Genomic DNA, 23,314 nt, shown 5'->3' on the forward strand with positions numbered 1-23,314 from the left:
GCGATTACGCCTTCGGCAGCTGGAACGAGCTTTTCAGCGAAACGATGCGGTTAAATACCGGTTGTCCCGGCTGCGAATACTTCGTATCCACGTTGAAATACCCGTGCCGGAAAAATTGGAATTTATCCTGCGGCTTCGCGTCCTTCATATTCGGCTCCACGTAGCCGTGGGCGATCGTCAGCGAGTTCGGATTGATGAGATCGAGGAACGTTTTCTCCTCGGCCACTTCCGAAGCCGTGTCGCTCGCCTCGACGGTTACATCGTCTTCCAGCCCCTCTACCGTTTCTTCCAACGACACGTTAGCCGTTTCCTCCGCTTCCTCTTCCAGGATCAGCGGCTCGTACAGCCGGAATTCGGCAGGCACCGCTTGAGTCGCTTCCACCCAGTGAATCGTGCCTTTGACTTTGCGGCCGGTAAAGCCGGAACCGCTCTTCGTCTCCGGATCGTACGTGCAGTGAATTTCCACGACATTGCCTTCCGCGTCCTTGATCACATCGTTGCATTTCACGAAGTAGGCGTTTTTCAAACGGACTTCGTTGCCCGGGAATAACCGGAAATATTTGCTTGGCGGATTCTCCATGAAATCGTCGCGCTCGATGTAGATTTCCCGCGAGAACGGAATTTGACGGCTGCCCATTTCCGGATTCTCACTGTTATTCTCCGCTTCCAGCCATTCGATCTGCCCTTCCGGATAGTTGGTGATCACAACCTTCAGCGGATCCAGCACGGCCATCGTGCGCGGAGCTTTCATTTTCAAATCCTCACGGATGAAGTGTTCGAGCATCTTCGGATCGATGCTGCCGAAGTTCTTCGAAATTCCCGTTTCGTAGATAAAAGCCTTGATTGCCTCCGGCGTATAACCACGGCGGCGCAGCCCGGAGATCGTCGGCATGCGCGGATCGTCCCAACCGTCAACGATGCCTTCTTCAACGAGCTTTTTCAGCTTCCGTTTGCTGGTCACCGTCTGCGTCAGATTCAAGCGTCCGAATTCATATTGGTGGGATACGTTCGGCATTTCCGTCTCGGCGATCGTCCAGTCGTAGAACGGCCGTTGATCCTCGAACTCCGTCGAGCACAGCGAATGGGTCACGCCCTCGATCGCGTCCTCCAGCGGATGGGCGAACGTGTACATTGGATAGATGCACCATTTGTCGCCGGTGTTGTGGTGGGACGCATGGACGATCCGGTAAATGACCGGGTCGCGCAGATTGATATTCGGCGAGGCCATGTCAATTTTGGCGCGCAGCACCTTCTCCCCGTCCTTGAATTCGCCGGCGCGCATCCGAGCGAACAGGTCGAGGTTCTCCTCGATTGAACGGTCGCGGTACGGGCTGTTTTTGCCCGGCTCGGTCAACGTCCCGCGCAGCTCGCGGATTTGGTCGGCGCTGAGATCATCGACGTAGGCTTTGCCCTTCTGGATCAGCCGCACCGCGCGGTTGTACATCTCCTCAAAATAATCCGACGCAAAATGCAGTTCTTCCCAATCAAAGCCCAGCCATTTCACATCTTCCTTAATCGAATTAACGTATTCTACATCTTCCTTAACCGGGTTGGTGTCATCGAACCGCAGGTTCGTCCGTCCGCCAAACTCGTCCGCCAGCGCGAAGTTGATCCAGATTGCTTTGGCGTGTCCGATATGTAGGTAACCGTTCGGCTCGGGCGGGAACCGCGTAATGACGGCCTTCACTTTACCGGATTTCAAATCTTCCGAAATAATGTTTTTAATAAAATTGGGAGGGGTTAAGTTGTTCTCCACGGGTATCAGCCTTTCCATTCGAGTTCTTCCCCGATTTTTCTTCTTCTAAATATACCGATATCTGCCGAATAGTTCAATGCCGGAACGTTCACTTGCTAAACCTTTCGCCACATTAAAATATCGTCGACAAACGCTCCGTTTATCCAAAACTCCTCCACCAGCCGGCCCTGCTCCATAAATCCGCAGCTTTGGTAGAACGCAATCGCCCCGGGGTTGCTGGCCAGCACCCGCAGCGACAGCTTGCGAACGCCGCGCTCGGCGGCCAGCTGCAAGAGGGCGTCCATCAACACGCGCCCCATGCCTTGTCGCTGGTACGCCGGATGGATGGCGATGTTCAGTTCAAGCACATGGGCGTTGCTCGGCAGCGGCGTCGGTGGTTTAAAGCCGATGTAGCCGCAGATGGCCTCGCCGATACCGGCCACGATTTGGCTGCCCGGGGGACAGCTCTGCAGGTACTTCTCCCGCGAATCCCACTCCATTTTTTCCGCCGGGGTATTGTCGTGTCCCCAGGTTAACTTATCAATTTCCATCAAAGCGGCCGCATCGCGCATCTCCGATAACCGCGTCCAAATGTTACGTTGACTCATGGGATCATCCCTTCGCAAGATTCATGGTTCAAGATTCGAGACTCCAGCTGCCCCACAGGCCGTCTCAGGCTGCCTCAGGTTGGCAAACCCGATGGCTGCGGGCGGTCGTCCCGGTTCATCGCGGCATGCACCAGGAAGGAGGCGACGGACAGCACCGCGATGCCTACGGCCAGCCAGGCGACCGGAACCAGCCCGTTCCAGTCGAACAGCAGGCCCATGGCATACGGGCCCACCACACGCCCCGCTGCGCCCATCCCGCCGACCAAGCCGAGATAAAACGGCGCCGCCTTGCCCGTCCGGTCGGAGATAAACGACGGGATCGCCGGCGAGATCAGCATCTCCCCGAAGGTAGTCAGCACCATCGCCACAACCATGCTCGGATACGTATGGAAGCTCAGGATCGTGACGTAACCCAGCATATAGAAGAGGGCGCTAGCCGTCATTTGCGCTTGCGGAGAGCCGGCGAACGTACGCCTTACCCACAAAATAAACGGTTGCCCCACAAAAATCAACAACCCGTTCAGCGTCCACAAAATACTGTAATTCCACTCCGGCATCCCCTGGGAAATCGTATACGGGGATACGCCGTTATTCCAAATGCAATTGCCGAGCCAGAGAAAAAACGATCCCACGCCCATAAACAGGTAAACGGGATACCAGCGCAGCAACCTCCAAGCACTTTGCCCATCCACCGCTTTTTTGCGCTTCTGTACCTGCAGCTCGCCTTGGCTTTTTTGAACCCTGTTCAAATAAAACCAAAAAAACAACGCAAACGCAGCCGAAGTCAGTCCATTCAATATGAAACTCAGGTCATACGAAATCTGCGCCAAAAACCCGCTGATCGCCGTCCCCAAAGCCACGCCGATATTGTTGGCCACATAGATAACATTAAACAGCTCCCCGCGCCGCTCAGCGAAACGAAAGCCAATAAAAGCCTGGATCGCCGGCATCGACGTCGCATTAAAGAAACCGACAAGCAGCATCAGCAGCATAAAGAGATGCCAGTTCCCGCTCCCGTAGGGCAGCAGCAGCAAAAATAACGCGTTCAGAGCCAGTCCACCCACGATCAGCCGTTTGACGCCCAAACGGTGATACAACGCCCCGCCCAGCAGTTGACCGGCGATCCCGCCGACAGACATGACCAGAATGACCAGACCGGCATCCGTCACCGTCCGCCCCAGCACCTTAAACACGAACATCGTGACCAAAGGCCACATTAACGAGCCGCCGGCCGAGCTGATCAAGCTTGCCACCAAAAACACTTTCACTTCCCGCGGATAGGACTGCAGCCATCTCATTATTTTTCCCCCTCTGCTGCAAGACAATCGCATATGTACAAAAAAGGAGAGCCAACAGGGGCTCTCCCACTACCGCTTCCGTACGGTAAATTTCGCATGTACAACGCCCAGATTACAATAGTATCGCCTAAAAGTGCAGCTCAGGCAAGTACATCTATCGCCGCTTTACATCAACAACGGTCGAAAAGAATACCGCTCCGCCGCCCATATCAGCCAACCGGGCGGGCGTTAAGGCATTCGCGCGCGTGCGCTTCCCGTCCTCCTGCTGCCACCAGAGCCCTTGGCTGACGACCGTGCCCGGCAGCATTTTGTCGGTGACGGACGCCTTGACGTCGTAACGACCGCGATCGTTCCACACGGTGACTTCGTCGCCGTCCGCAATCCCGCGCGCGGCAGCGTCATCGGGGTGAATCTGCAGCAGCGGGCCTTTTTCCAGCGCTGTCAGCTTCTCCACGTTGCCAAACGTGGAATTGAGGAAGCTGTGGTTCGGCGGCGACACGAACATCAACGGGTAGGGCGTATCCTGGCCGGGACGGCGTTCACCGTCATAGCCTTCCACCAGCGGCACATAAGTCGGCAGCGGCGGCAGTCCGGCCCGTTCCAGCGTAGCGGAATATAGCTCGATCTTCCGCGACGGCGTTGGCAGACGGTCGAGCCAGGTTTGCTGCGGCTCCATGTTCAGCTTCACCGCCCGCTGCTCCTTCAGCTTCTCCAGCGTGACCCCTTCGAGATAAGGGTTGTGCCGGAATTCCAGCGCCTGCCGGATCATGTCTTCTTCCGTGTCGCGGAAAGCCTCTTCCTCGAAGCCCATCGCCTCCGCCAGCAGCTTGAATGTTTCGACATTGCTTTTGCTTTCGCCGCGAGGCGCGATGACCGGCTCCTGGAGCTGAATATAATGATGCCAATAGGAACTGTATAAGTCCGTATTTTCAAAAGTGGACGTCGCCGGCAGCACGAGATCGGCGTACTTCGCCGTGTCCGTCAGGAACAGATCATGAACGACGGTAAACAGGTCCTCCCGCAGGAGCCCCTGCTCCACCTTGCTCGTATCCGGAGCCACAACGGCGGGATTCGAGCAGTAGACGTATAACGCATGGATCGGCGGATCCAGCGTGAGCAGCACCTCGCCCAGCTGGTTCATGCTCACCGTGCGTGCGTCCGGATTCGGCCGCAGATCGGGCCGTTCCAGCGCGGTTGCGTTCATCTTCCCGTAAGCGCCGTTGGACTTGAACGCGCCGCCGCCCGGCACGAGCCATTGCCCGGTGATCGCCGGCAGACAGCAGATCGTGCGGACTGTCATGCCGCCGTTATCATGATGCTGCAGCCCGTTGCCGATATGGATGTAGGCGGGCGAGGTTTCGCCGTACAGGACCGCCAGCTTCTCAATGGTTTCAGCCGGCACGCCGGTGATCGCCGCCACACGCTGCGGTGTGTACTGCTTCACATGCTCGCGGAGCTCGGCATGACCTACCGTATAGCGTTCGAGGAACGCTTCGTTAACGAGCCCTCGCTCAAACAGCACGTGCATCATCCCGAGCGCCAGCGCCGCGTCCGTGCCGGGATACAGCGGGATGAACCAGTCCGCCCGCTGTCCCGTCCGGTTGCGGTGCACGTCGATGACGACGAGCTGCGCGCCTTGTTTGCGGGCTTTTTCAATCAGCGCGATCTGGTGCATGTTCGTGCTGACGAGATTGCCTCCCCACACCATGATCAGCTTTGCCTTGACCGTCTCTTCCGGACTCGTCCCGCCGCCGAATCCCATCGTATATCTCCACCCTGCGGTGCCCGCGGAGTTGCAAATGCCTTGCTGCAGCCGCGTTGCGCCCAAGCGGTTGAAGAACCGCCGGTCCATGCCGTCGACGCTCAAGATCCCCATATTACCGTAAAAGCTATACGGCAAGATCGACTCCGACCCATGTTCGCGAATCAGCGCTTTATAACGTCCGGCAATCTCTTGAATCGCCTCGTCCCAACTGATGCGCTCGAATTTACCCTCCCCCTTGGCGCCGACACGCTTCAAGGGATACAGCACCCGTTCGGGATGGTAGACTCGTTCCGCCATATTACGAACCTTGTTGCAAATCGCACCTTGCGTAATCGGATGATCGGGATTGCCGGTCACTTTAACGATCTTCCCGTCCTCTTTATGGAGCAGCAAGCTGCATGTATCGGGACAATCCAGCGGGCATACCGCAGGAAACACCCCGTTTGGTTCATGAATCATGTTCCACCCCTCCTCCTGTATGTAGCTTATTGTAAGAAAAAAAGATCCCCGGCGTAAACCCCCGACGGTAACTTCCTCAAGCCCTAGCAGGCGAAGGTGGAGCGCGCGGTGCTGAGCAACGCCTAACGATGGATGCCTAGCGATGCCAGCGGTCGATTGGCAATGCTTGACCGTGATGTGTTCGGCAGTGACGTTCTGTAGCGGTATTCTGCGATGGCATTCATCGCATCATGCTGTGCCGGCATTCTGCAGCGATGTTCTGCGGCGGCATTCTATGCTTGAGCCCCCTTTTCACGATTATCCCCTTCGTTCAGGAGGCTAGCGCTGGAGTTATTTTTTTAATAGTTCAATGTGGAAAAATTAGGCTTGTACAGAACATTTGTTTGGTATATAATGGAGAAAAGGGAACACACATTCTTATCTTGGGAGGCGACTGGCATGGAGACCACTGCGGAAATGATTCATCACCCCATAGGCCAACGTTATACGAGCGAGCAGGATTGCATGAATGCGCTGATCGCTATGAAGTGGCCAACGGGCTTCGTCTGCCCGCGATGTGCTCACACCCGGTGCAGCCATTTGAGTTCTCGCCGTGTTCCTTTGTTCGAGTGCGCAAGCTGCGGGCATCAGACTTCACCTATGGTCGGGACGATGTTTGAAGGCACGCATCTGCCTTTGATGAAGTGGTTTCAAGCGCTGGAGTTATTTTTGCTCCCGGACGGGATCTCAGCGACGCGGTTGAGCAAAGAAATTCAGGTGACTTACAAGACCGCTTGGTTGATGCTGCACAAAATACGCCATTCTGTCGGGGAATTCGATGCGAAGGAACTATTAAGCGGGGAAGTTAAGGTGAACTGCGATCAGTATGGGGCCAATCCAGCCCGGCCCCAGTTTCCGAATCCGTATGCAACAGCAGTCGTAGCCGGCTGCACAGTGACGGAGTCAGGTGAGCTTGAACATATCAAACTCCGCCTTCTTCCACATAAACGAGGCAACGGGGAGAGGGGGAACCAACGAGATCTCGTGACATTCATTAACAGGAATGTGGAAGTCCGTACGTCGATGGTGCAGTCGTTCCCTCTGGCTTTTCGACTGTATTTGCCCTTGCGCAAAGTGGTAAGAGAGGCTTGGGGATCGCTGACGAGAACATATGTGAGCTTAGGTCTGAAGTATCTGCAAGCGTATCTGAACGAGTACACGGTACGACGGAAGTTGAGCGTCCGACCGGGTACAGACCTTGCGATGCGGCAGGAATTGCTGCGCATATGCATGGCCATTCCGGCAATCCCTTATCGCCAGCTAATCGCTCGCCAACCGAATCCGCAACTCCCAGTTGCTGCCTGATCGAGTGTCCGAAGAGTAAGACACCCATGGGTTAGGACTGCGTAGGTACGGGGAAACATAAGTGACAGTGACACATTATATTACAGAAGTGCGCGGGTAAGCGAGTGAAGAATTACATTGGTGAGAAAGTTACATGAGAAGTTGTATTGAGAAGTTACATAGAAGAGTTTTATTGGGAAGTTTCGTAGGAGTCACATAGAAGAGTCACATTGAGAAGTCCGCATTGAGAGTAGCATTGGGGAATTTCATTGAGAAGTTACATAGGGATTCACTTTGAGAAGTTACATTCAGAAGTCACATTGAAAGTTGCACAGAGAGTTGTATTGGGAAATTTCATTGAGACGTTACATTGAGAAGTTACATTGAGAAGCTACATTGGGTAGTTACATTGGGTAGTTACATTGGGTAGTTACATTGAGATTCACATTGAAAAGTCATATTGAGAAGTACATTGAAGAGTCGCATTAGGAAGTTTCATTGAGAAGTTTCATTGAGAAGTTTCATTGAGAAGTCACATAGCGAGTCACATCGAAGGGGCAGATCGAGGAGTTACAATTAGTGGAGATACGTAACCGAGAGTTTACGTAGGTGAGGAGTTAAGTTGGCGAGAAGTTAAGTGGTGAGAAGTTAAGATGGTGAGGAGAAGTGGTGAGAAGTTAAGTGGTGAGGAGCTAAGTGGTGAGAAGTTGGCGGGTGAGGGGCAGGATCAGTCAACCAACTGATCAAAAGGGATAATCGTGCAAAGAGCCTGGAAGACACATACGCATCGCCAGGCTCTTTCCCCTCATCCCTAAATTCTCTCTTTAGATGGCTTTTCCGGCCGAAGCGGATGAAGCCGCAGCCGACTCGGAAGCCGGAGCTGGAGCCGCCGCGGTCGCCGCATGCTCATGCCCCTGCCCTTTGTCCTTCAAATAAGCGGTCCAATAGGCTGCGGCCACGAAGATAGCACCGCCGGTCAAATTCCCCAGCCATACCGGCACGAAGTTCTTCAGATACTCTCCCCAGGAGTAATATCCCTCAAAAATCGCCGCCGGAATTAGAAACATATTGGCGACCACGTGCTGGAACCCGATGGCAACGAAGGCCATCGTCGGGAACCAAATGCCGAGAATTTTACCGCTCATATTGTCCGCACCGTAAGAGAGCCACACCGCCAAAGCAACCAGCCAATTACAGCCGATACCAGACACGAACGCTTGCAGGAAGCTGTCGTCCAGCTTGTGGCCGGCCATATCAACCAATTTATCGAGATAGGGTCCGCTGGCCGTCAAACCAACCACATGCCCGAAAAAGTAAGCCACAAACAAAGCGCCCACAAAGTTGCTCAAGGTAATAAGGACCAGGTTCTTGCACATGTCCCCGGTGGAAATTCGCCCTGCCATTCGTGCCAGCGGCACGGCCATCATATTTCCGGTCAAGAGCTCCCCGCCGGCCAACAGTACGAGTATCAACCCGATCGGGAACACGGCGGCCCCAATGAAATTGGCGATACTACCCCATTCCGCCGGAGCACTGCTGATGACACGAATGTCAAGCAGAAAGCCAAGGGCAATAAACGCCCCGCCCAGAAATCCGAGGATGAGTACGGTCAGCAATGGATTATGCGCTTTTTTGATGCCATTCTCCACGGTGACATCGGCAATTTGCGCTGGTTTATAGTAAGCCATGATCCAGTCTCCTTTTAAGTTCGCTTGACTTGTTGAGTGTTGTTCTTCCTATCTTTTTTGCTTATGATTCGTGTCTATTGTAGCGTTTTGATTCAACCCGGATAAGTAACATAGATCACGATAACGTTTTCAATGAGTGAAACTTTTCACATCGAAATTCATACTAAAAGCCGGTCAGCAAGGCACTTCCCTCGTTGACCGGCTGATAAATTGTTTTTTTACGCTATATCGTTGCGGTTAAACTTGTACGGTCTCCCGCTTCGGCACCTCCGGTAACGCCCCCAAACCTGCGCTGTTCAGGAAATTCCACGGCTTGTTGTAATGGGGCTGGAAGAAGAAATCAACGAAGGCGAGCTCTTCCATCTTCATTCCGTTTTGGATACATACCGAAATCGTGTTGATCGACTGGGTCAGGTCCACCTTCGACATGATTTGTGCGCCCAGGATCCGGCGAGTGTTCTTCTCATAGACTACCTTCAGCATCACCGATTCGTGAGTCGGCATAAATTCCGGCCGATAGTTGTCGTTGATCAGTACGGCTTCAGCTTCCAGCCCGGCATCTTTCGCCGCCGCTTCCGTCAACCCGGTCCCTGCAATATGATCCTCATAAATTTTTATTCCCGATGTGCCTTGGGTCCCCATGTATTTGACGGTTGGGGCTACCAGGTTACGTGCTACCAGCGTACCCATGCGAACCGCATTCGTAGCCAGCGGGATATACGCATGCTTGCCTGTTGGGTTATAGAATACTGCGCAGCTGTCGCCAGCCGCGTAGACGTCCGGCTTGCTGGTACGCATATATTCATCCACGATAATGGCACCGTTCCCCAGCATGTCGACCTGCCCTTGCAACAGTTCCGTATTGGGGCGGAACCCGATGCACATAATCACGAGGTCCGCGGCATAGGTTCCTTTGTCGGTGACCACTCTAGCCACTTTGCCGTCTTTGCCTTCAAAGCGGGTAACTTTTTGGCCCAAGGCCAGCTCGATCCCCTGCTCCGTTAACGATTGTTCGATCTTATCCGTGTATTCCGGATCAAGGTATTTGCTCAAAATGCGGTCCTCCGCATCAATCAATGTGACTTGCTTGCCGTTTAATTCAAAGGCTTCAACGAGTTCAACACCGATATATCCAGCCCCAACCACGACGATATGCTCGGCTTGCTTCGCTTTTTCGATGATTGTATTGGAGTGGTTGAAGTTTTTCGATAACAAGATATTCTCTAGGTCGCTGCCCTCAAACTTAGGTACGATTGGCCACGACCCGGTAGTAACGATCAGCTTGTCAAACGTATCCACAAACATTTCACCGGTCTCCAGGTTCCGCGCTTGAAGTGTTTTGGCATCCGTATCGACCGATACTACCTCGTGCCGCATTTTCGTATTCACCCCAAGATCGGCTAACTGCTGCGGCGAGGAATAAAACAGTCCCTGCGGATCCTTAACCATTCCCCCAACGTATAATGCGATGCCACACGACAAGAAGGAAATGTTGTCATTTCGTTCATAAACCGTAATTTCCGCGTCCGGGTATAATTGGGCCGTATTAACGATTGCCGCCGTTCCTGCATGGGTACATCCAATAACTGCTACTTTCATGATTTCTTCCTCCTCCAAGGTCATTCCTTGTTTATCATTTGTTTATCAAAATCTCTGCAATTGTGAAAATAGTCACTTATTAAATCACAATCTTGTGAAATGTTTCACCTCATGCCCTTATTATAGTGTGACTTTTTTCACATTGCAAGTGGTAATTGCATTTTTTTAAAAAATCATAATTTTAGATATCAAATTTTTCTCGCGTTCGCAGCTAACCGTCAGGCTATATCAGGTTTCCCGTCGATGATGGATGTTAAGCTGGAAGGTTCAGGAGACTCATCTTAAAGAAAAAAGCACTTGGTTCATCCCGATTCCTGCTTTCGGGACTGCCAAGTGCAATTATGTAATCACCGATTTCGTATTTACTCCGCTTGGACCGCAGTGAGCTGCGCTCGGATCTCGGCGTATTTCGCCTCCCGCTCCGACTTGGAGAGCTTCGGACATCCATAACAGTATCCATGTCCCGTCTCCGTCCGGTAAGCCAAGCAGCAGGTCGGTTTCATCTGCGATTTCTCGCCTGGTCGATAAGGATCATCCAGCCAAATTTTCTTGATTTGATAAGGATTACGCTTCAAGCCAAACTCCTCTGGAGCCATTTGGTTGACAAGCTCGCAGTCCTCCAGAAGCTGAGAGCGTGCGGATTCATCCTCCAGATGTCCGGCGATGGAGCGGACGTAAAACTGAACGCCCAGCGGTAATTGCGCCCACAACTGGTTCACCGGAAGTCCCGAGACCGCGGAGATTCTCTCCATGACCGGGCGCAGCACTTCCCCATAGAAACGGCCAAGTTCTTTTCTCCGCGAAGAAGAACCATCCCCGACCGGCCAAGGCTGTTCCCGCTTATCGTTCAGCACAAAATAAACCCAAGGAAACCCGTTCACCATCACGAGTTGGATCGTTAGATTTTCAAGCGAAAAATGCAGCTTCCCCGGCGTCACGGACACCATATACTGCAGGGCTGCACACACCACCCGCCAACTTGTGGCGAAATAGGACGCTGACACCTGAAGGTCAAGCCCCTTGATCTTCTCCTGATAAAACTCCAAAAAAGAAATCAGCTGCGCCTGATCCAACAGCATAACGGCCGGCATTGTAAACAACGCATCCGTCCGCTTCTGCGTGACGATTCCCAATTGCTGCTCCAGCAGCTGATAATCAATGCTCATGTTAGGTTCCTCCGCTACAGGAACGAGACCACTTTGGGTGAAGCCTCTTCCGAGCCATCCTTTTTGCCTTTGCGTACCTTGCCTTCGGATGCAGCCCGGTACAGCTCATACGGAAGGCACAGCGGCACGCCGCTCCGCGGATCGGTTACAATGTCCGCCTCGATACCGAACACATCGCGCAGCACAGGGGAGGTCACGACCTCTTCCGGCGTGCCGGAAGCAACCGCCTGGCCTTGCTTGATCGCGATCATATAATGCGCATAACGAGCGGCATGGTTTAGATCATGAACAACCATCACGATAGTCCGTTTTGAAGTGTCGTTAAGCTCCTCTAGCAGTTGAAGCACCTCTAACTGGTGCGCCATGTCCAGAAACGTTGTGGGTTCGTCTAGAAACAGGATATCCGTCTCCTGAGCCAGCGCCATCGCAATCCAGGCCCGTTGTCGTTGACCGCCGGACAGCTGCTCGAGGGCGCGATCGCTGAACTCGCTCATGCGGGTCGCTTCAATCGCCCACTCCACGATGCTCCGATCTTCGGCTTTCAGACCGCCGAACCCTTTTTGATGCGGAAAACGCCCGTAGGACACGAGCTCATAAACCGTCAGCCCCTCCGGGGCGGTCGGGTTTTGCGGTAAAATGGCCAGTTGTTTGGCCACCTCCCGCGTTGACTGCTTGTGGATCGACTTGCCGTTCAGCAGCACGCTGCCGGACTTCGGCTGAAGGATCCGGGCCATCGTTTTCAGAACCGTTGATTTCCCGGAACCGTTCGCTCCGACTAACGCTGTGATTTTCCCCTCGGGAATCGAAATATTCAAGTCTTCAACAATCAGACGATCCTCGTAAGCAATGTCCAGATGCGAAGTTTTTAAGGAGGCCATGGCACTCTTCCTTTCCGTGTCCAACTGAATAAGCCCGTCAAATGTATGGTCTAAAAAAGCGTCCGGATAACGGCTTCATCTTAATTTCATTTAAATTTCATCATCTTAAAGATACTGATAATCATTATCATATGTCAACTGTTAATTTAAGTTGGTTCGTTCGCCTGTCGGAACAATGAAAAAAAGGCGCCCGCGGGCGCCCTTCCTTCCTAAAGCTCAAGACGATGGTCATCTTAAGAAACCTTACTGGCCTGAAACCGGCACAGCATCGTAGTATTCTTCCAGCGTGATGTTCCGCTCGCCGATATCGGCAGAGATTTCTTTCCCTACATAACGCAAGTGCCATGGTTCATATTTATAACCGGTAATCTCTTCTTTGCCTTCCGGATAACGAATGATAAATCCGTATTCGGTCGCATGGTCGGCCAGCCAGGCCGCTTCCTTCGTATCCCCGAAGCAGCTCTCCGCCGCGCATTTGCCGTCGCTGCCCGAGACGTCAATAGCCAGCCCTGTCTCATGCTCGCTATGACCCGGTACCGCACTGTAGGTCTTGGCCACTTCCTCGCCGTCCTTCTCTACGTAACGGTTAAACAGCGCGGTCTGCGTACGATGCGAACGGTATGCCGACACTCCGGCCAGATAGATGCCGTCTTTCTCCGCCCCTTCGAACAGCTCCTCAAGAGCCGCAGCGGCTTCTTTGCGCATCATGCGTTTCTCAATCTTCTCCTTGAATGTGAACCGAACGTCCGGATACACCAAATCCTTCGGCTCATACTCATCCGGCAGTGCAAATTGCTTGTTGATCAGCACTGCCACGCTCTGCGGGTCGGCCATGGCCGCTTGGTCTCCTCCGCTGCTGCGATCCGAGCCATCCGGGTTCTGCGCCGGATTAGCGGAGTTCCCGTCCCCAGCATCGCTGTCGTTTGCTCCGTTGTTGCCTTCCGTCGCCTGATTGTCTTTGGCGCCTCCATCGTCTACGGCGTTATTCCCCGAATTAGCGTTCGAATCGGCAACGTTCGTGCCGTCCTGACCCGACGTCTGCGGTGCGTCTGCCGCTTGATTCCCGCAGCCCGCAAAAACAACTGCTGCCATCATCAGTGCCACCGCCGCGGTTACCGCGCCTTTCTTGCTGTACATCCTGGTTCCTCCCCTGTGGCGGGTGCCCTGCTATGAACGTACAAGAGGCACCTCTGTATGTTGTAGCTTAATCCTGTCCTTCTAGACGCACCTNCGCAGCGCCTCCATATCCTTCGGCGCGGCGAACGTGATGGCCACGCCTTTCTCCCCGGCGCGGCCAGTCCGCCCGATGCGATGGATGTAGCTGTCCACATCGTGCGGAATGTCGTAGTTGAAGACGTGGGTGACGCCTTCCACGTCAATCCCGCGCGCCGCGACGTCCGTCGCGACGAGGAGCTCCAGCTTCGCGTCGCGGAACGCTCGCATGACCTGCTCGCGCTTCGCCTGCGACAGGTCGCCATGCAGCTCGTCCGACTGGAAGCCCGCGGCCTGCAGCGCCTCGTTCAGCGTGCTCGCCCGGCGCTTCGTGCGGCAGAAGATCACGGCCAAATACGGGCGCTGGCTGCGGATCGTCTCGATCAACGCGCTCTGCTTGGTCCGGTCCGTGCACTCCACGAGGATTTGCCGGATGCTGTCCAGCGTGACGCGAGAGGTCTCCGCAATCCGGATATCGCGCGGCTTGTCCATGTATGTCTTGGCCAAGCGCTTCACATTGTCCGGCATCGTCGCCGAGAACAACATCGTCTGGCGGCTGCGCGGAACGAGCGAGATGATCTCCTCCACCTCCGCCAAGAAGCCCATATGCAGCATCTGGTCCGCCTCATCCAGCACCAGCATGCGGACCGCGCCCAGCGTCAGGGAACCCCGACGCAGGTGATCCAGCAGCCGGCCCGGCGTGCCGATAACCAGTTGGGCACCGTTCTTCAGCTTGCGCAATTGCCGCTCCACGTCCTGGCCGCCGTAGGCGGCCAACACGGATAATCCTTCGCGGGCTTCCGCCAGCTTGCGGGCCTCCGCGGTAATTTGAATCGCCAGCTCCCGCGTTGGGGTAATAATCAACGCCTGCGCCTCGGGGCGATCCGGCCGGATTCGCTCCAGGATCGGCAGCAGGAACGCCAGCGTCTTCCCCGTGCCGGTCTGCGCCTGCACGATGGCGTCCTCGCCCGATTGCAGCACGGGAATCGCCGCCTCCTGCACCGGCGTCGGATTCACGATCCCTTGTCCCTGCAGCTTGCGGAGCAGAACAGGCGATACATTTAAACTTTCAAAAGTCGTCAACAGGTTTCACCTCATCTTCTTCAGCTTCCTTATTGTAACACATCCTTAGAACCTTCCCGACCGGAAGATGGAGAACAGCAACCATAGGAACATCAGCGTAGCGACGATGAAGCCGATCTCAATCGCCGGAATGTCCCAGAGCAGGGTCGGCATCCGGGAGAGGGAAGAGCCAATGATGAGTCCCACCATAATGATGCTGAAGGCCAGCAGCACAATGCTGAAGGATAAACGATTGCTGATTTGATCCAGCTTGCGGAGGAACTGCTCCATCTCCGGCACGTTCATATCCATTTTCAGCTTGCCGCGCGCCAGCGTACTCGACAGCTTGCGTACCTGCTGCGGCAGATCAATCAGGGAATCCGTCAGCTCGGCAGCTTCGTCGATCAGTTTCTTGCCAAGCCTGCGCGCGGCGTATTTCTCGCGCAGTAGCTTGCGCCCGAAGGGCTCGGCCAGATCAAGGATGCGCAGGTCGGAGTCCAGCGCAAGCGCTACCCCCTCGACGGTCAGCAGCGCCTTGCCAAGCAGCAGAAGGTCGGCAGGCAGCACCACCTGATGCTTCTGGGCCGTGGCGAACAGATCCTGCAAAGCCTGCCCGATCTGGATCTCCGCAAACGGGAGGTCGTAATAACGCTCACGGAGCCGTTCCAGATCCATGCGCAACCCGGCTGTATCGGCCTCCTCGCCAACGAGACCCATGCGCAGGATCGCCCGCACCATCCCTTCGGTGCTTCGCCGCATTAAGGCGATCACCAGGGAAGACAAGTGATCCTTCATCTCGCCGCTAAGGCGCCCAACCATCCCGAAGTCGATGAAGGCCAGCTCGCCGGTGCGAGTCACCAGCAAATTGCCGGGATGGGGATCGGCATGGAAGAAGCCGCCTTCGAAAATTTGCCGCAGCAGCGCGTTTACCAGCCGCTCTGCCAGTTCCTTGCGGTCGATTCCCATCGCTTCGATCGCCAACAGGCGGTTCAGGTGCTCGCCCTCCACGAAATCCATGGTCAGCACGCGGGAGGTCGTTAAAGGCCAGTGCACCTCGGGAATGTAAATCCCCTCTCCGTCCTTAAATTGCCGGCGAATCTTCTCCATGTTCCGGCCTTCGAAGCTGTAATCCAGCTCCGCACGGATCGACCGGGCAAATTCCTCAACCATCTGCGGAATCTGATACCGGGATACCCAGGACCACCGCTTATTCGCCAGCGTTGTCAAATGCTGCAGAATGTCGAGATCCAGCTCAATGGTCGGCGCGATGCCGGGCCGCTGAACCTTAATGGCGACCGGCTCTCCCGTGATGAGCCGGGCTCGGTGCACCTGGCCAATCGAAGCGGCGGCGAGAGGCGTCTCCTCGAAGCTCTGGAACAGCTCCGCCAACGGCTGGCGCAACTCCGTCTCCAGGATGCCGCGCGCCTCCTCGGCCGGAAACGGCGGCACCTGGTCCTGCAGCTTAACGAGCTCTTGGATGATCGCCTCCGGCAACAAATCCGAGCGCGTGCTGGCCAGCTGGCCGACCTTGACGAACGTCGGCCCCAGCTCCTCCAGAACGAGCCGGATCCGCTCGGCCAAGGTACGGGATTCCGGCTCAGACTTTCGCAGCCCCCGCAGCGGCAATCGAATCAGCCGGGTCAGACCGATCTCCTCGGCCAAATAGCCAAAGCCATGGCGCCCAAGCGCCATGGCGATTTCACGATAACGGCCGGTATGTCTGACAAAGCCGCTCATCGCTTACGGCTGCTGCATCTCGGCGAGCTTAATCTCCAGCTCTGCGACCCGCCGCGTCAATTCCTCCACCTCTTTGGCGGAGGCCAGGCCCATGCCTTGCAGCGCAGACCGGACTTGCTCGTTCACCAGCTCCTTGAACTTGCTCTGTTCTTCAGCACCGCGGTCGATCAGCTTCTCCACCAGTTGCTTCGACTCGGAAGGAGCCAGCTCGCCGCGTTTCACCAAATCCTCAACGATACTTTCCACTTTCTCCTTGCTCGTGATCGTCAAACCCCATCCCAGGGAAATCGCTTTTTTCAGTAAATCGCTCATTGCCCATCATCCTTTCCATTCGAGGTTTCGTATGGCTTCTACTTCATCTTTACCCATTCAGGCGCGTTGTCCATCGCCGCCGGGCTGAACGGCATAAAGCGGTTCCGCTTCCCCCGCATAATAGCGGGCCAGCTCCACCATCATGCTGCCCATGCGCTCCTCCTTGGGCGCCAGCACCCGAGGAACGCCGGCTTCGTATAAACCGGCTGCCGTTACCTTGCCGACGGCTACCGCCAGTACGGGCCCCGCCAGCGACTCCATCAAAGCCGCCAGCCGCCCCTGACGCGCGGCGTGCTCCATCAGAAACCGCACCTGCGGTCCGCTGGTGAATGTCACCGCATCAACCTCCCCGGCCAGGAGGTCGCCGAGGAGACGCTCCAGATCCGCTTCCGGCGGAGCAATATGCCGGTACGGCAGAAGCTGCCGGCAGTTCGCCCCCTGCTCCTCCAGCCAGGCCACCAGACGCGGGGCCGGATCCCCGTGCAGTTGCAACAACACGCTGGCTCCGCGCAATTCATGCTCCGCCAGCCCGCGAATGAGCCCCTCCGTGCTGCCGTCGTCATCGCGCACGATCGGCGTCAACTCCCGCTTTTTCAAAGCATTCGCCGTCTTGTAGCCGCGCGCGGCGATCTTTCCCGCCCGGAGGTGATCCCAGAGCGGCTGGGCGACCCCCATGTCCCCGGCCATGTCGAACAACGCTTCCAGACCCATCCCGGTCGTGAAAATGGACCAGTCCGGCGGATGCGCCACCCAATCGACAATCCCGTTCCGCAAGGCTTGATCGTCCAGCAGCACGGTACCCTGCGCCGGACGGTACAGCGGAATGCCTCCCATATTCTCCACCAGCTTGCCCAGCTCCTCGGCCCGACGTGGGCCCGTCAGCGCAACTCTTTTCCCTTCCAGTCTCCGTGCCATCGTATCCCTCCCAGGATTAACCTATTTTCACTATCTTCAGCTTATACGAGGGAGAGGGCGAAGTAAAATGTCTATTGTGATCCACCCTTTCGGCCGGGTTATCCCGCCTTTGGCTCCGGTCGGCTCCGGCGCGGCCACAGCAGCGCGAAGCACAGAATCGGAAAGACAAGGTTAAAGACGATGGCGATCGCCGGCCAGACGAAGTTGAAGTCATACTGCTGCAGGGTATTTTTGAAGAACCAGCTGGAACAGGCGAAGCAGAAAGCCCCTACGGGGGCCGTCATCAAACGGCCGGACAGCTTGGGCACGACCATTTGCAGCGTATAGCTTAGGGCGTAGAGATCAAAGGCGATCTTCCCTAACGCCGTCGGATACCAAAGGGCCATCAGCAACAGGTCGAAGCGGTCGATGAAGTCGGTGATCTGGATGTGACGAATCATCTCGTAGCCCGGATGAATCAGCTTGCCGGTCAACGGGACACCGAGAACCATTTGGGTCACGAGCAGCAATACGATCAGCACGCCTGTGCCTACCGCCAAACTGACATAACCCGCCGACGCTTTATAGTATTTTCCGGAGATCACAAGCGGGAGCATAAGGATTTCAGCTTGATAAGGGAAGATGCACCAGACGCCTTTCAGAATGCCCAGCCAATCCAGTGAGAAATAAGGGACCAGATAGCGGGGGTTCAAATCTCTGGCCAGGACCAGGAGGATGAACGCCACTGCGGCCATGAAAATAGGGATGTAAATCTCGCTCAGCCCCAAAAAGGCCCGGATCCCTCCTTGGCAGATATAAACGGCCGTTGCGGTAATCATCAGCCCGAGAATCGGGATCGGTGTCCGGTTGAGCAGCACTGTATTCGTAAAGTCGGCAACGCCGCGAATGTCTCTTGCACTGACAAACAGCAGAAACAGAGCATACAGCGCTAACAGCACCCGTCCCATTGCGGGGGAACGAACCGTCAGGGCCTGCAGCAAATTGCGGTCAGAGAATCGCTTCAACGTCAACGATACGAGCCACAACACCAAGAGACTGACCAGTCCGCCGATGATGTAAGAAATGAACGCATGCTGGTGTGCGGTCTGGCTGACCAGGGAAAAGGTCTCCATACACGAAATCGACCCGATGCACAAAATGCCCAGCAGAAAAATTTGCCGTTTGGTAATTTTCACAAGCCTTCACTCCTCAAGGTTTCATGCGGTTGGATTAGGTTCTGGAGAATCGGACGAGCGGTTCGAGCAGCCTGCCTAACCAATCCGCGGGATGAAAGGAGTCGGATACCCCGAAATTATAGAGCAGGATGAGGAAGGAGGCCGCCATTACCGTATAGAACGCAAAGCGGTTTACTGCTCCTCCCCCCCGAAGCGCTTCCCTGTCTCGCCAAATGCTTAGAGCGATCAGCAGCAACAGGGTAAGATGGGTACTATTCATTTTCGAGACGTTCCTCCTTGATCCCCAACGAATTGATGACTTCCCCGTTGCTTTCCAGCCTAATCTCCGAGTGAACACGCACCTCAACTTCCGGCAGCTTCTCATGCCAGCGGTCATGAATTTTCTTCCACTCGGCAGGATACTTGTTATTAAAAGCGACGCCTAAACCGAAAATATCGGCCCGATGCTTCCGTACCGCTTCTTGAACAACCTCCTGAATCGCCTCGGTAATATACTCATTGCAGCGCTTCTCCAAATCGGCCATCATCGTGAATTGAAGATTCTGGTGGGTCGTATCCTCCAGAACCAATCCCCGCGCCTTCACCTCAATATCAAATGAGATGTCCGAGCCTTGGAGATGAGGGCGAAGCTTCGCTCGGTTCTGGGTTAATACGACGGTAACGGATTCCTCCGGATACTTCTCATCCAGCTTGAGCGTCACTTTAGGATTCAGCGCTTGTCCCATGGCCATCAAAGCCATCTGACCTTGTTCCGAATTCAGATAACCTACCAGCCGGTTGTTGCGAAATACCCCTAGACCGCTGAGCTTGACCAGGCTTTGCCCTTCCCCAACCCTCTTTGGAGCACTCTCCTTGGTTTCCATGACCGGGATAGCCAAGTCTATGCCTTCGGTCAGCAACGTGTTGACCAGGCTTTGGACGCACACCGGGTCCTTCATCGCCGACTTGGTCAACTCCCGGATCATCTCCGAAGGCGATTGCTCAATAGGAGCATCGACTCCCAGCAGTTTATACCCCGGGCCGCGGCTCAGGACGATATATGTCGTTAATCGATTCTGCGGATACCGCCCAAAGATGTCAAGAAACTGGCCGATACCCGCTTTAGCGAAATCCTCCCCGAGAATCGTTACCCGCCGGTGGGAGAAGTTGAGCGTCCGCGATAGCGTGCTTTGCATCAATTGATTGGCCTGATAGGGCGTAGGCGCTGTCTCAGAAAGCATCAGGTAGGTCTTGTTGCCGGATGTCCCGCCGCCCCCGCCTTCGCTGCCTGCGCCGCCCAGGGAGCTGGGCAATGCGATCTGTACGGTCGCGCGAATTTTTCCCTGTTCCAAATCCGTCGCAGTTGCCAGAACGAAAGCGACATCGTTCACTTCGAGCCGATCCCAGCAGCCGGTCAGGACAAGCGGAGGAAGCAGCAGGGCCGGGAGAAACCTCAGCCGGAGCACAGCTTTATGAAAGCTCCCTTTACCACCCCTCATTGGAATCACTCCCCAAAGGCCTGGATTTCCCGATCCGCCGGGCATTGCCTCCGTTCGCATCGGAAGGCCGCTTCTTCATTTTCCACATGGGTACCCGGCTGAAAATGTCCTTTGTATCTTCCGGTTTGTAAGGAGCAATGCCGCTCATATACGGAACGCCAAACGATTTAAGCTGCGTCAGATGAACGATGATCCAAATCGCTCCGATGACGATGCCGAATAGGCCAAATGCACTGGCGAGCAGCATGATCGGAAAGCGCAGCATGCGTACCGTCACGGCAAGACTAAACCGGGGAACCGTAAAAGAGGCGATCCCGGTCAACGAAACGACGATAACCATCGGCGCCGAGACGATGCCGGCCTGCACTGCAGCTTGTCCAATGACCAGGGCGCCCAGAATGCTGACCGCTTGCCCTACGGTTTTGGGCAGCCGGATCCCCGCTTCCCGCAGCGCTTCAAAGGAGATCTCCATGATGAAGGCCTCCACCAGAGCCGGGAAAGGAATCGCCTCCCTGGAGGCCGCAATGCTCAGGATCAACGTGGAAGGCAGCATATCCTGGTGAAATGTAGTGACCGCGATATACAGGCTGGGAAGAAACAAGGCCAAGAACAAGAAGAAGATCCGGATCCAGCGGATCATGTTGCTGATGAAGAACCGCTCGTAATAATCCTCGCTGGCCTGCAGCATCTGCCATAACGTTACCGGAGCTATCAGCACAAACGGCGTACCATCGACAAAGATGGCGACCCTTCCCTCCAGCAGTTGGGCGGCTACCGAATCGGGACGTTCGGAATATTGCATCTGCGGAAATGGGGAAGACGGATTATCCTCAATCCATTCCTCGATGTATCCCGTCTCCAGAATCCCGTCCATATCAATACTTGACAGCCGATCCTTCACGTCGGTGATCAGTTGCTCTTCAGCCAAGCCTTCGATATAAGCCAGCGCCACATCCGTCTTGGTGACCTTTCCGATCACCATATCGATCAGCTTTAGCTTCTCCGTTTTGATCTTGAACCGGATCAAGGCGGTATTGATCCGCAGGGACTCTGTAAACCCTTCGCGCGGGCCGCGGATCACCGCCTCGGTCTGCGGCTCCTGAACGCTCCGCCGCGAGCCGCCTTTGACGCTGAACAGCAGCACCTCATCCATGTTCTCTATGAAGATGGCGACGTTCGCCGTCAGAACTCCGTTAATCACAGTCGGCCAATCCTTGGCGGCCTGTGATTGACTCAGAGAAACCCGGGTGAACGACAGCGGGTAGATTTCCCCCTCCGCCTGCGGATGCTGGGCCATCCCTTCGATTAGGGGACGAAGAATATGCTGCTGAACGTCCTCAACCTTGGTGATCCCTTCGATATAGACCAGCAATCCACGGGTATGCTCGGTCAATTGGAGTTCGCGGTAAACGACGTCGGAGCAATCCTGGAATACGTCTTTCACTTGCTTGATATTCTCCGCCAAATCTCGGCTGATTTGGTTCTCTTGCTTGCGTTCCTTGGTCTTCATGGGATCACACTCCTTGCCCATTGCCGATTCAACGTTAACATGATGTAGAATGTACCATTTGGGGAAATCTATGTAGACAAAAAAAAGCCCCCGGCTGTCAGCCGGAGAGCTTTGCAGGAAATGAATTATTTCCGGTCCACCTTGAACTTGTCCATCATCGCCTTTAATTGCTCCGCCATTTGAGTCAACTGGGCCGCGGAGGAAGCGATAGCCTCGACGGAAGCGAGCTGATCTTCGGCAACCGCGGTAATCGTCTGCGACTTGCTGGCAAGCTCCTCGGATACCTGCCGGCTTCCCTGAATGGAATCCTTGGCGATTTCCGTCCCGGCGACCATCCCTTGGGCGCCGCCGACGATGCCTTCCATCTTCTCGGCGGCGCTGCGAACCGCTTTGCGAATTCGCGAGAAGGAACGGCCGGAGGTATCGACGGCGAGGATTCCCTCTTGAACGCCTTGCTTCGCATCCTCCATCGAAAGAACCGCCCGTTCGACCTCAGCCTGGACGCTGCCGATCAATTCCTCAATCTGCTTCGCGGATTGCTCGGAGCCCTCCGCCAGCTTGCGCACCTCCGAAGCTACCACCGCAAACCCCCGGCCTTCCTCGCCGGCCCGCGCGGCTTCGATCGAGGCGTTCAACGCCAGCAGGTTGGTCTGCTGAGCGATGCCCGTAATCACCTCGACGATGCCCCCAATATTTGCCGTATGCTCGCCTAAGGTTTGGATAACCTCTCCCAGTTCATCCACCGTTTGCTGGATACGTTCCATTTTCTCCACAACGCTCAGGACGGAGGAATTGCCTTCTTCTGCAGCTGCCGTCGTCTTCTCCATCGTTGCACTGACGGACAGAATTTGTTCCGACATGAGGCTCGCCTGTCGGGACATCTCTCCCATCCCCAGAGCCTCGGTGTCAAGCTCCGACAGCTGCCGCTCGCTGCTGGCTGCAATCTCCTGGATGGATGAACTGACCTGCTCGATCCATTTCGTGGTTTGACTCGCACCGGCCGACAACTGTTCGGACGAGGTTACGACCTGATTCGTCGTCTCCCGAACGCCGAGGATCATCCCCCGCAGCTGATCCACCATCCCTTGAATTTGTTGGGCCAAGCCGCCAATCTCATCCGTCCGGTTCAAGTAGTTTACGCGTTGGGTCAAATCCCCTTCGCCGATTTGTTTGGCGGTTTGCGTTAAACGATCCAGCGGGAGGGCGATCAAGCGAATCAACAGCCAGGCTGCCAACACGGCCAATCCGACGGAGATCCCTGCAATCAGAACTCCGGTTGATCCGATTTCACCGTTCAACACCACGTTTAGAAGACTTGGGATAATAGCCACGAAGAGGGTTGTTAGCCATAAGGACAGCCTTACGCGTTTTTTCATAGCGGATCCTTCCTTCAC

General features: G+C 55.3%; 19 protein-coding genes. 1 reads left to right on the top strand and 18 read right to left on the bottom strand.

Annotated features, from left to right (window positions below; translation table 11 throughout):
• Window positions 1-4 precede the first annotated feature (4 nt).
• The 4 genes from BN3795_RS06435 to BN3795_RS06450 form a co-directional block, all read right to left on the bottom strand.
• Window positions 5-1,774, bottom strand: a complete 1,770-nt coding sequence (locus BN3795_RS06435; RefSeq protein ID WP_068783880.1) for a glutamine--tRNA ligase/YqeY domain fusion protein — start codon at window positions 1,772-1,774, stop codon at window positions 5-7.
• Between the two features lie 77 nt (window positions 1,775-1,851).
• Entirely contained in the window at window positions 1,852-2,343 is a 492-nt protein-coding gene (locus tag BN3795_RS06440; RefSeq protein ID WP_068783881.1) for a GNAT family N-acetyltransferase, read from the bottom strand.
• Between the two features lie 74 nt (window positions 2,344-2,417).
• Window positions 2,418-3,641 (bottom strand): MFS transporter, encoded by a 1,224-nt coding sequence (locus tag BN3795_RS06445; protein ID WP_068783882.1) that lies wholly within the window; start codon window positions 3,639-3,641, stop codon window positions 2,418-2,420.
• A 154-nt stretch (window positions 3,642-3,795) separates the two neighbouring features.
• Entirely contained in the window at window positions 3,796-5,865 is a 2,070-nt protein-coding gene (locus tag BN3795_RS06450) for a molybdopterin-containing oxidoreductase family protein (protein ID WP_110945051.1), read from the bottom strand.
• Between the two features lie 438 nt (window positions 5,866-6,303).
• Here BN3795_RS06450 and BN3795_RS06455 point away from each other — a divergent pair, with 438 nt between their 5' ends.
• On the top strand, window positions 6,304-7,209 hold the full coding sequence (locus tag BN3795_RS06455) for a transposase (RefSeq protein ID WP_068783884.1): 906 nt from the start codon (window positions 6,304-6,306) through the stop codon (window positions 7,207-7,209).
• A gap of 803 nt (window positions 7,210-8,012) precedes the next feature.
• Here the strand turns inward: BN3795_RS06455 and BN3795_RS06460 are convergent.
• The 14 genes from BN3795_RS06460 to BN3795_RS06525 form a co-directional block, all read right to left on the bottom strand.
• The gene (locus BN3795_RS06460; protein ID WP_068783885.1) at window positions 8,013-8,876 is read right to left on the bottom strand and encodes a formate/nitrite transporter family protein; all 864 of its coding nucleotides are present in this window, start codon (window positions 8,874-8,876) and stop codon (window positions 8,013-8,015) included.
• A gap of 237 nt (window positions 8,877-9,113) precedes the next feature.
• Window positions 9,114-10,475, bottom strand: a complete 1,362-nt coding sequence (locus BN3795_RS06465) for an FAD-dependent oxidoreductase (RefSeq protein ID WP_068783886.1) — start codon at window positions 10,473-10,475, stop codon at window positions 9,114-9,116.
• A 362-nt stretch (window positions 10,476-10,837) separates the two neighbouring features.
• The gene (locus BN3795_RS06470; protein ID WP_068783887.1) at window positions 10,838-11,641 is read right to left on the bottom strand and encodes a (2Fe-2S)-binding protein; all 804 of its coding nucleotides are present in this window, start codon (window positions 11,639-11,641) and stop codon (window positions 10,838-10,840) included.
• A 14-nt stretch (window positions 11,642-11,655) separates the two neighbouring features.
• Window positions 11,656-12,519 (bottom strand): ABC transporter ATP-binding protein, encoded by an 864-nt coding sequence (locus BN3795_RS06475; protein WP_068783888.1) that lies wholly within the window; start codon window positions 12,517-12,519, stop codon window positions 11,656-11,658.
• A gap of 243 nt (window positions 12,520-12,762) precedes the next feature.
• Window positions 12,763-13,656: a M15 family metallopeptidase gene (locus BN3795_RS06480; protein WP_068783889.1), complete on the bottom strand. Its 894-nt coding sequence runs from the start codon at window positions 13,654-13,656 to the stop codon at window positions 12,763-12,765.
• A gap of 81 nt (window positions 13,657-13,737) precedes the next feature.
• Window positions 13,738-14,748 (bottom strand): DEAD/DEAH box helicase, encoded by a 1,011-nt coding sequence (locus BN3795_RS06485; RefSeq protein ID WP_456319965.1) that lies wholly within the window; start codon window positions 14,746-14,748, stop codon window positions 13,738-13,740.
• A 111-nt stretch (window positions 14,749-14,859) separates the two neighbouring features.
• A complete protein-coding gene (locus tag BN3795_RS06490) occupies window positions 14,860-16,530 on the bottom strand; it encodes an ABC1 kinase family protein (RefSeq protein ID WP_068783890.1) in 1,671 nt (556 codons plus the stop codon).
• A gap of 3 nt (window positions 16,531-16,533) precedes the next feature.
• On the bottom strand, window positions 16,534-16,842 hold the full coding sequence (locus BN3795_RS06495; RefSeq protein ID WP_068783891.1) for a phasin family protein: 309 nt from the start codon (window positions 16,840-16,842) through the stop codon (window positions 16,534-16,536).
• 57 nt (window positions 16,843-16,899) lie between these two features.
• Entirely contained in the window at window positions 16,900-17,757 is an 858-nt protein-coding gene (locus tag BN3795_RS06500) for a uroporphyrinogen-III synthase (protein WP_068783892.1), read from the bottom strand.
• A gap of 98 nt (window positions 17,758-17,855) precedes the next feature.
• Window positions 17,856-18,932: a GerAB/ArcD/ProY family transporter gene (locus tag BN3795_RS06505; RefSeq protein ID WP_068783893.1), complete on the bottom strand. Its 1,077-nt coding sequence runs from the start codon at window positions 18,930-18,932 to the stop codon at window positions 17,856-17,858.
• Between the two features lie 34 nt (window positions 18,933-18,966).
• A complete protein-coding gene (locus tag BN3795_RS06510) occupies window positions 18,967-19,191 on the bottom strand; it encodes a hypothetical protein (RefSeq protein ID WP_068783894.1) in 225 nt (74 codons plus the stop codon).
• Window positions 19,184-20,410, bottom strand: a complete 1,227-nt coding sequence (locus tag BN3795_RS06515) for a Ger(x)C family spore germination protein (protein WP_068783895.1) — start codon at window positions 20,408-20,410, stop codon at window positions 19,184-19,186. The genes BN3795_RS06510 and BN3795_RS06515 overlap by 8 nt, the downstream gene beginning before the upstream one ends.
• Window positions 20,397-21,920, bottom strand: a complete 1,524-nt coding sequence (locus BN3795_RS06520) for a spore germination protein (protein WP_068783896.1) — start codon at window positions 21,918-21,920, stop codon at window positions 20,397-20,399. Before BN3795_RS06520 ends, BN3795_RS06515 begins: the two co-directional genes overlap by 14 nt.
• A gap of 125 nt (window positions 21,921-22,045) precedes the next feature.
• Complete coding sequence (locus BN3795_RS06525) at window positions 22,046-23,296, bottom strand: methyl-accepting chemotaxis protein (protein WP_068783897.1); 1,251 nt, start codon at window positions 23,294-23,296, stop codon at window positions 22,046-22,048.
• Between the last annotated feature and the right edge of the window lie 18 nt (window positions 23,297-23,314).

This window comes from Paenibacillus phocaeensis, assembly GCF_900021165.1.
Taxonomy (GTDB): domain Bacteria; phylum Bacillota; class Bacilli; order Paenibacillales; family Paenibacillaceae; genus Fontibacillus; species Fontibacillus phocaensis.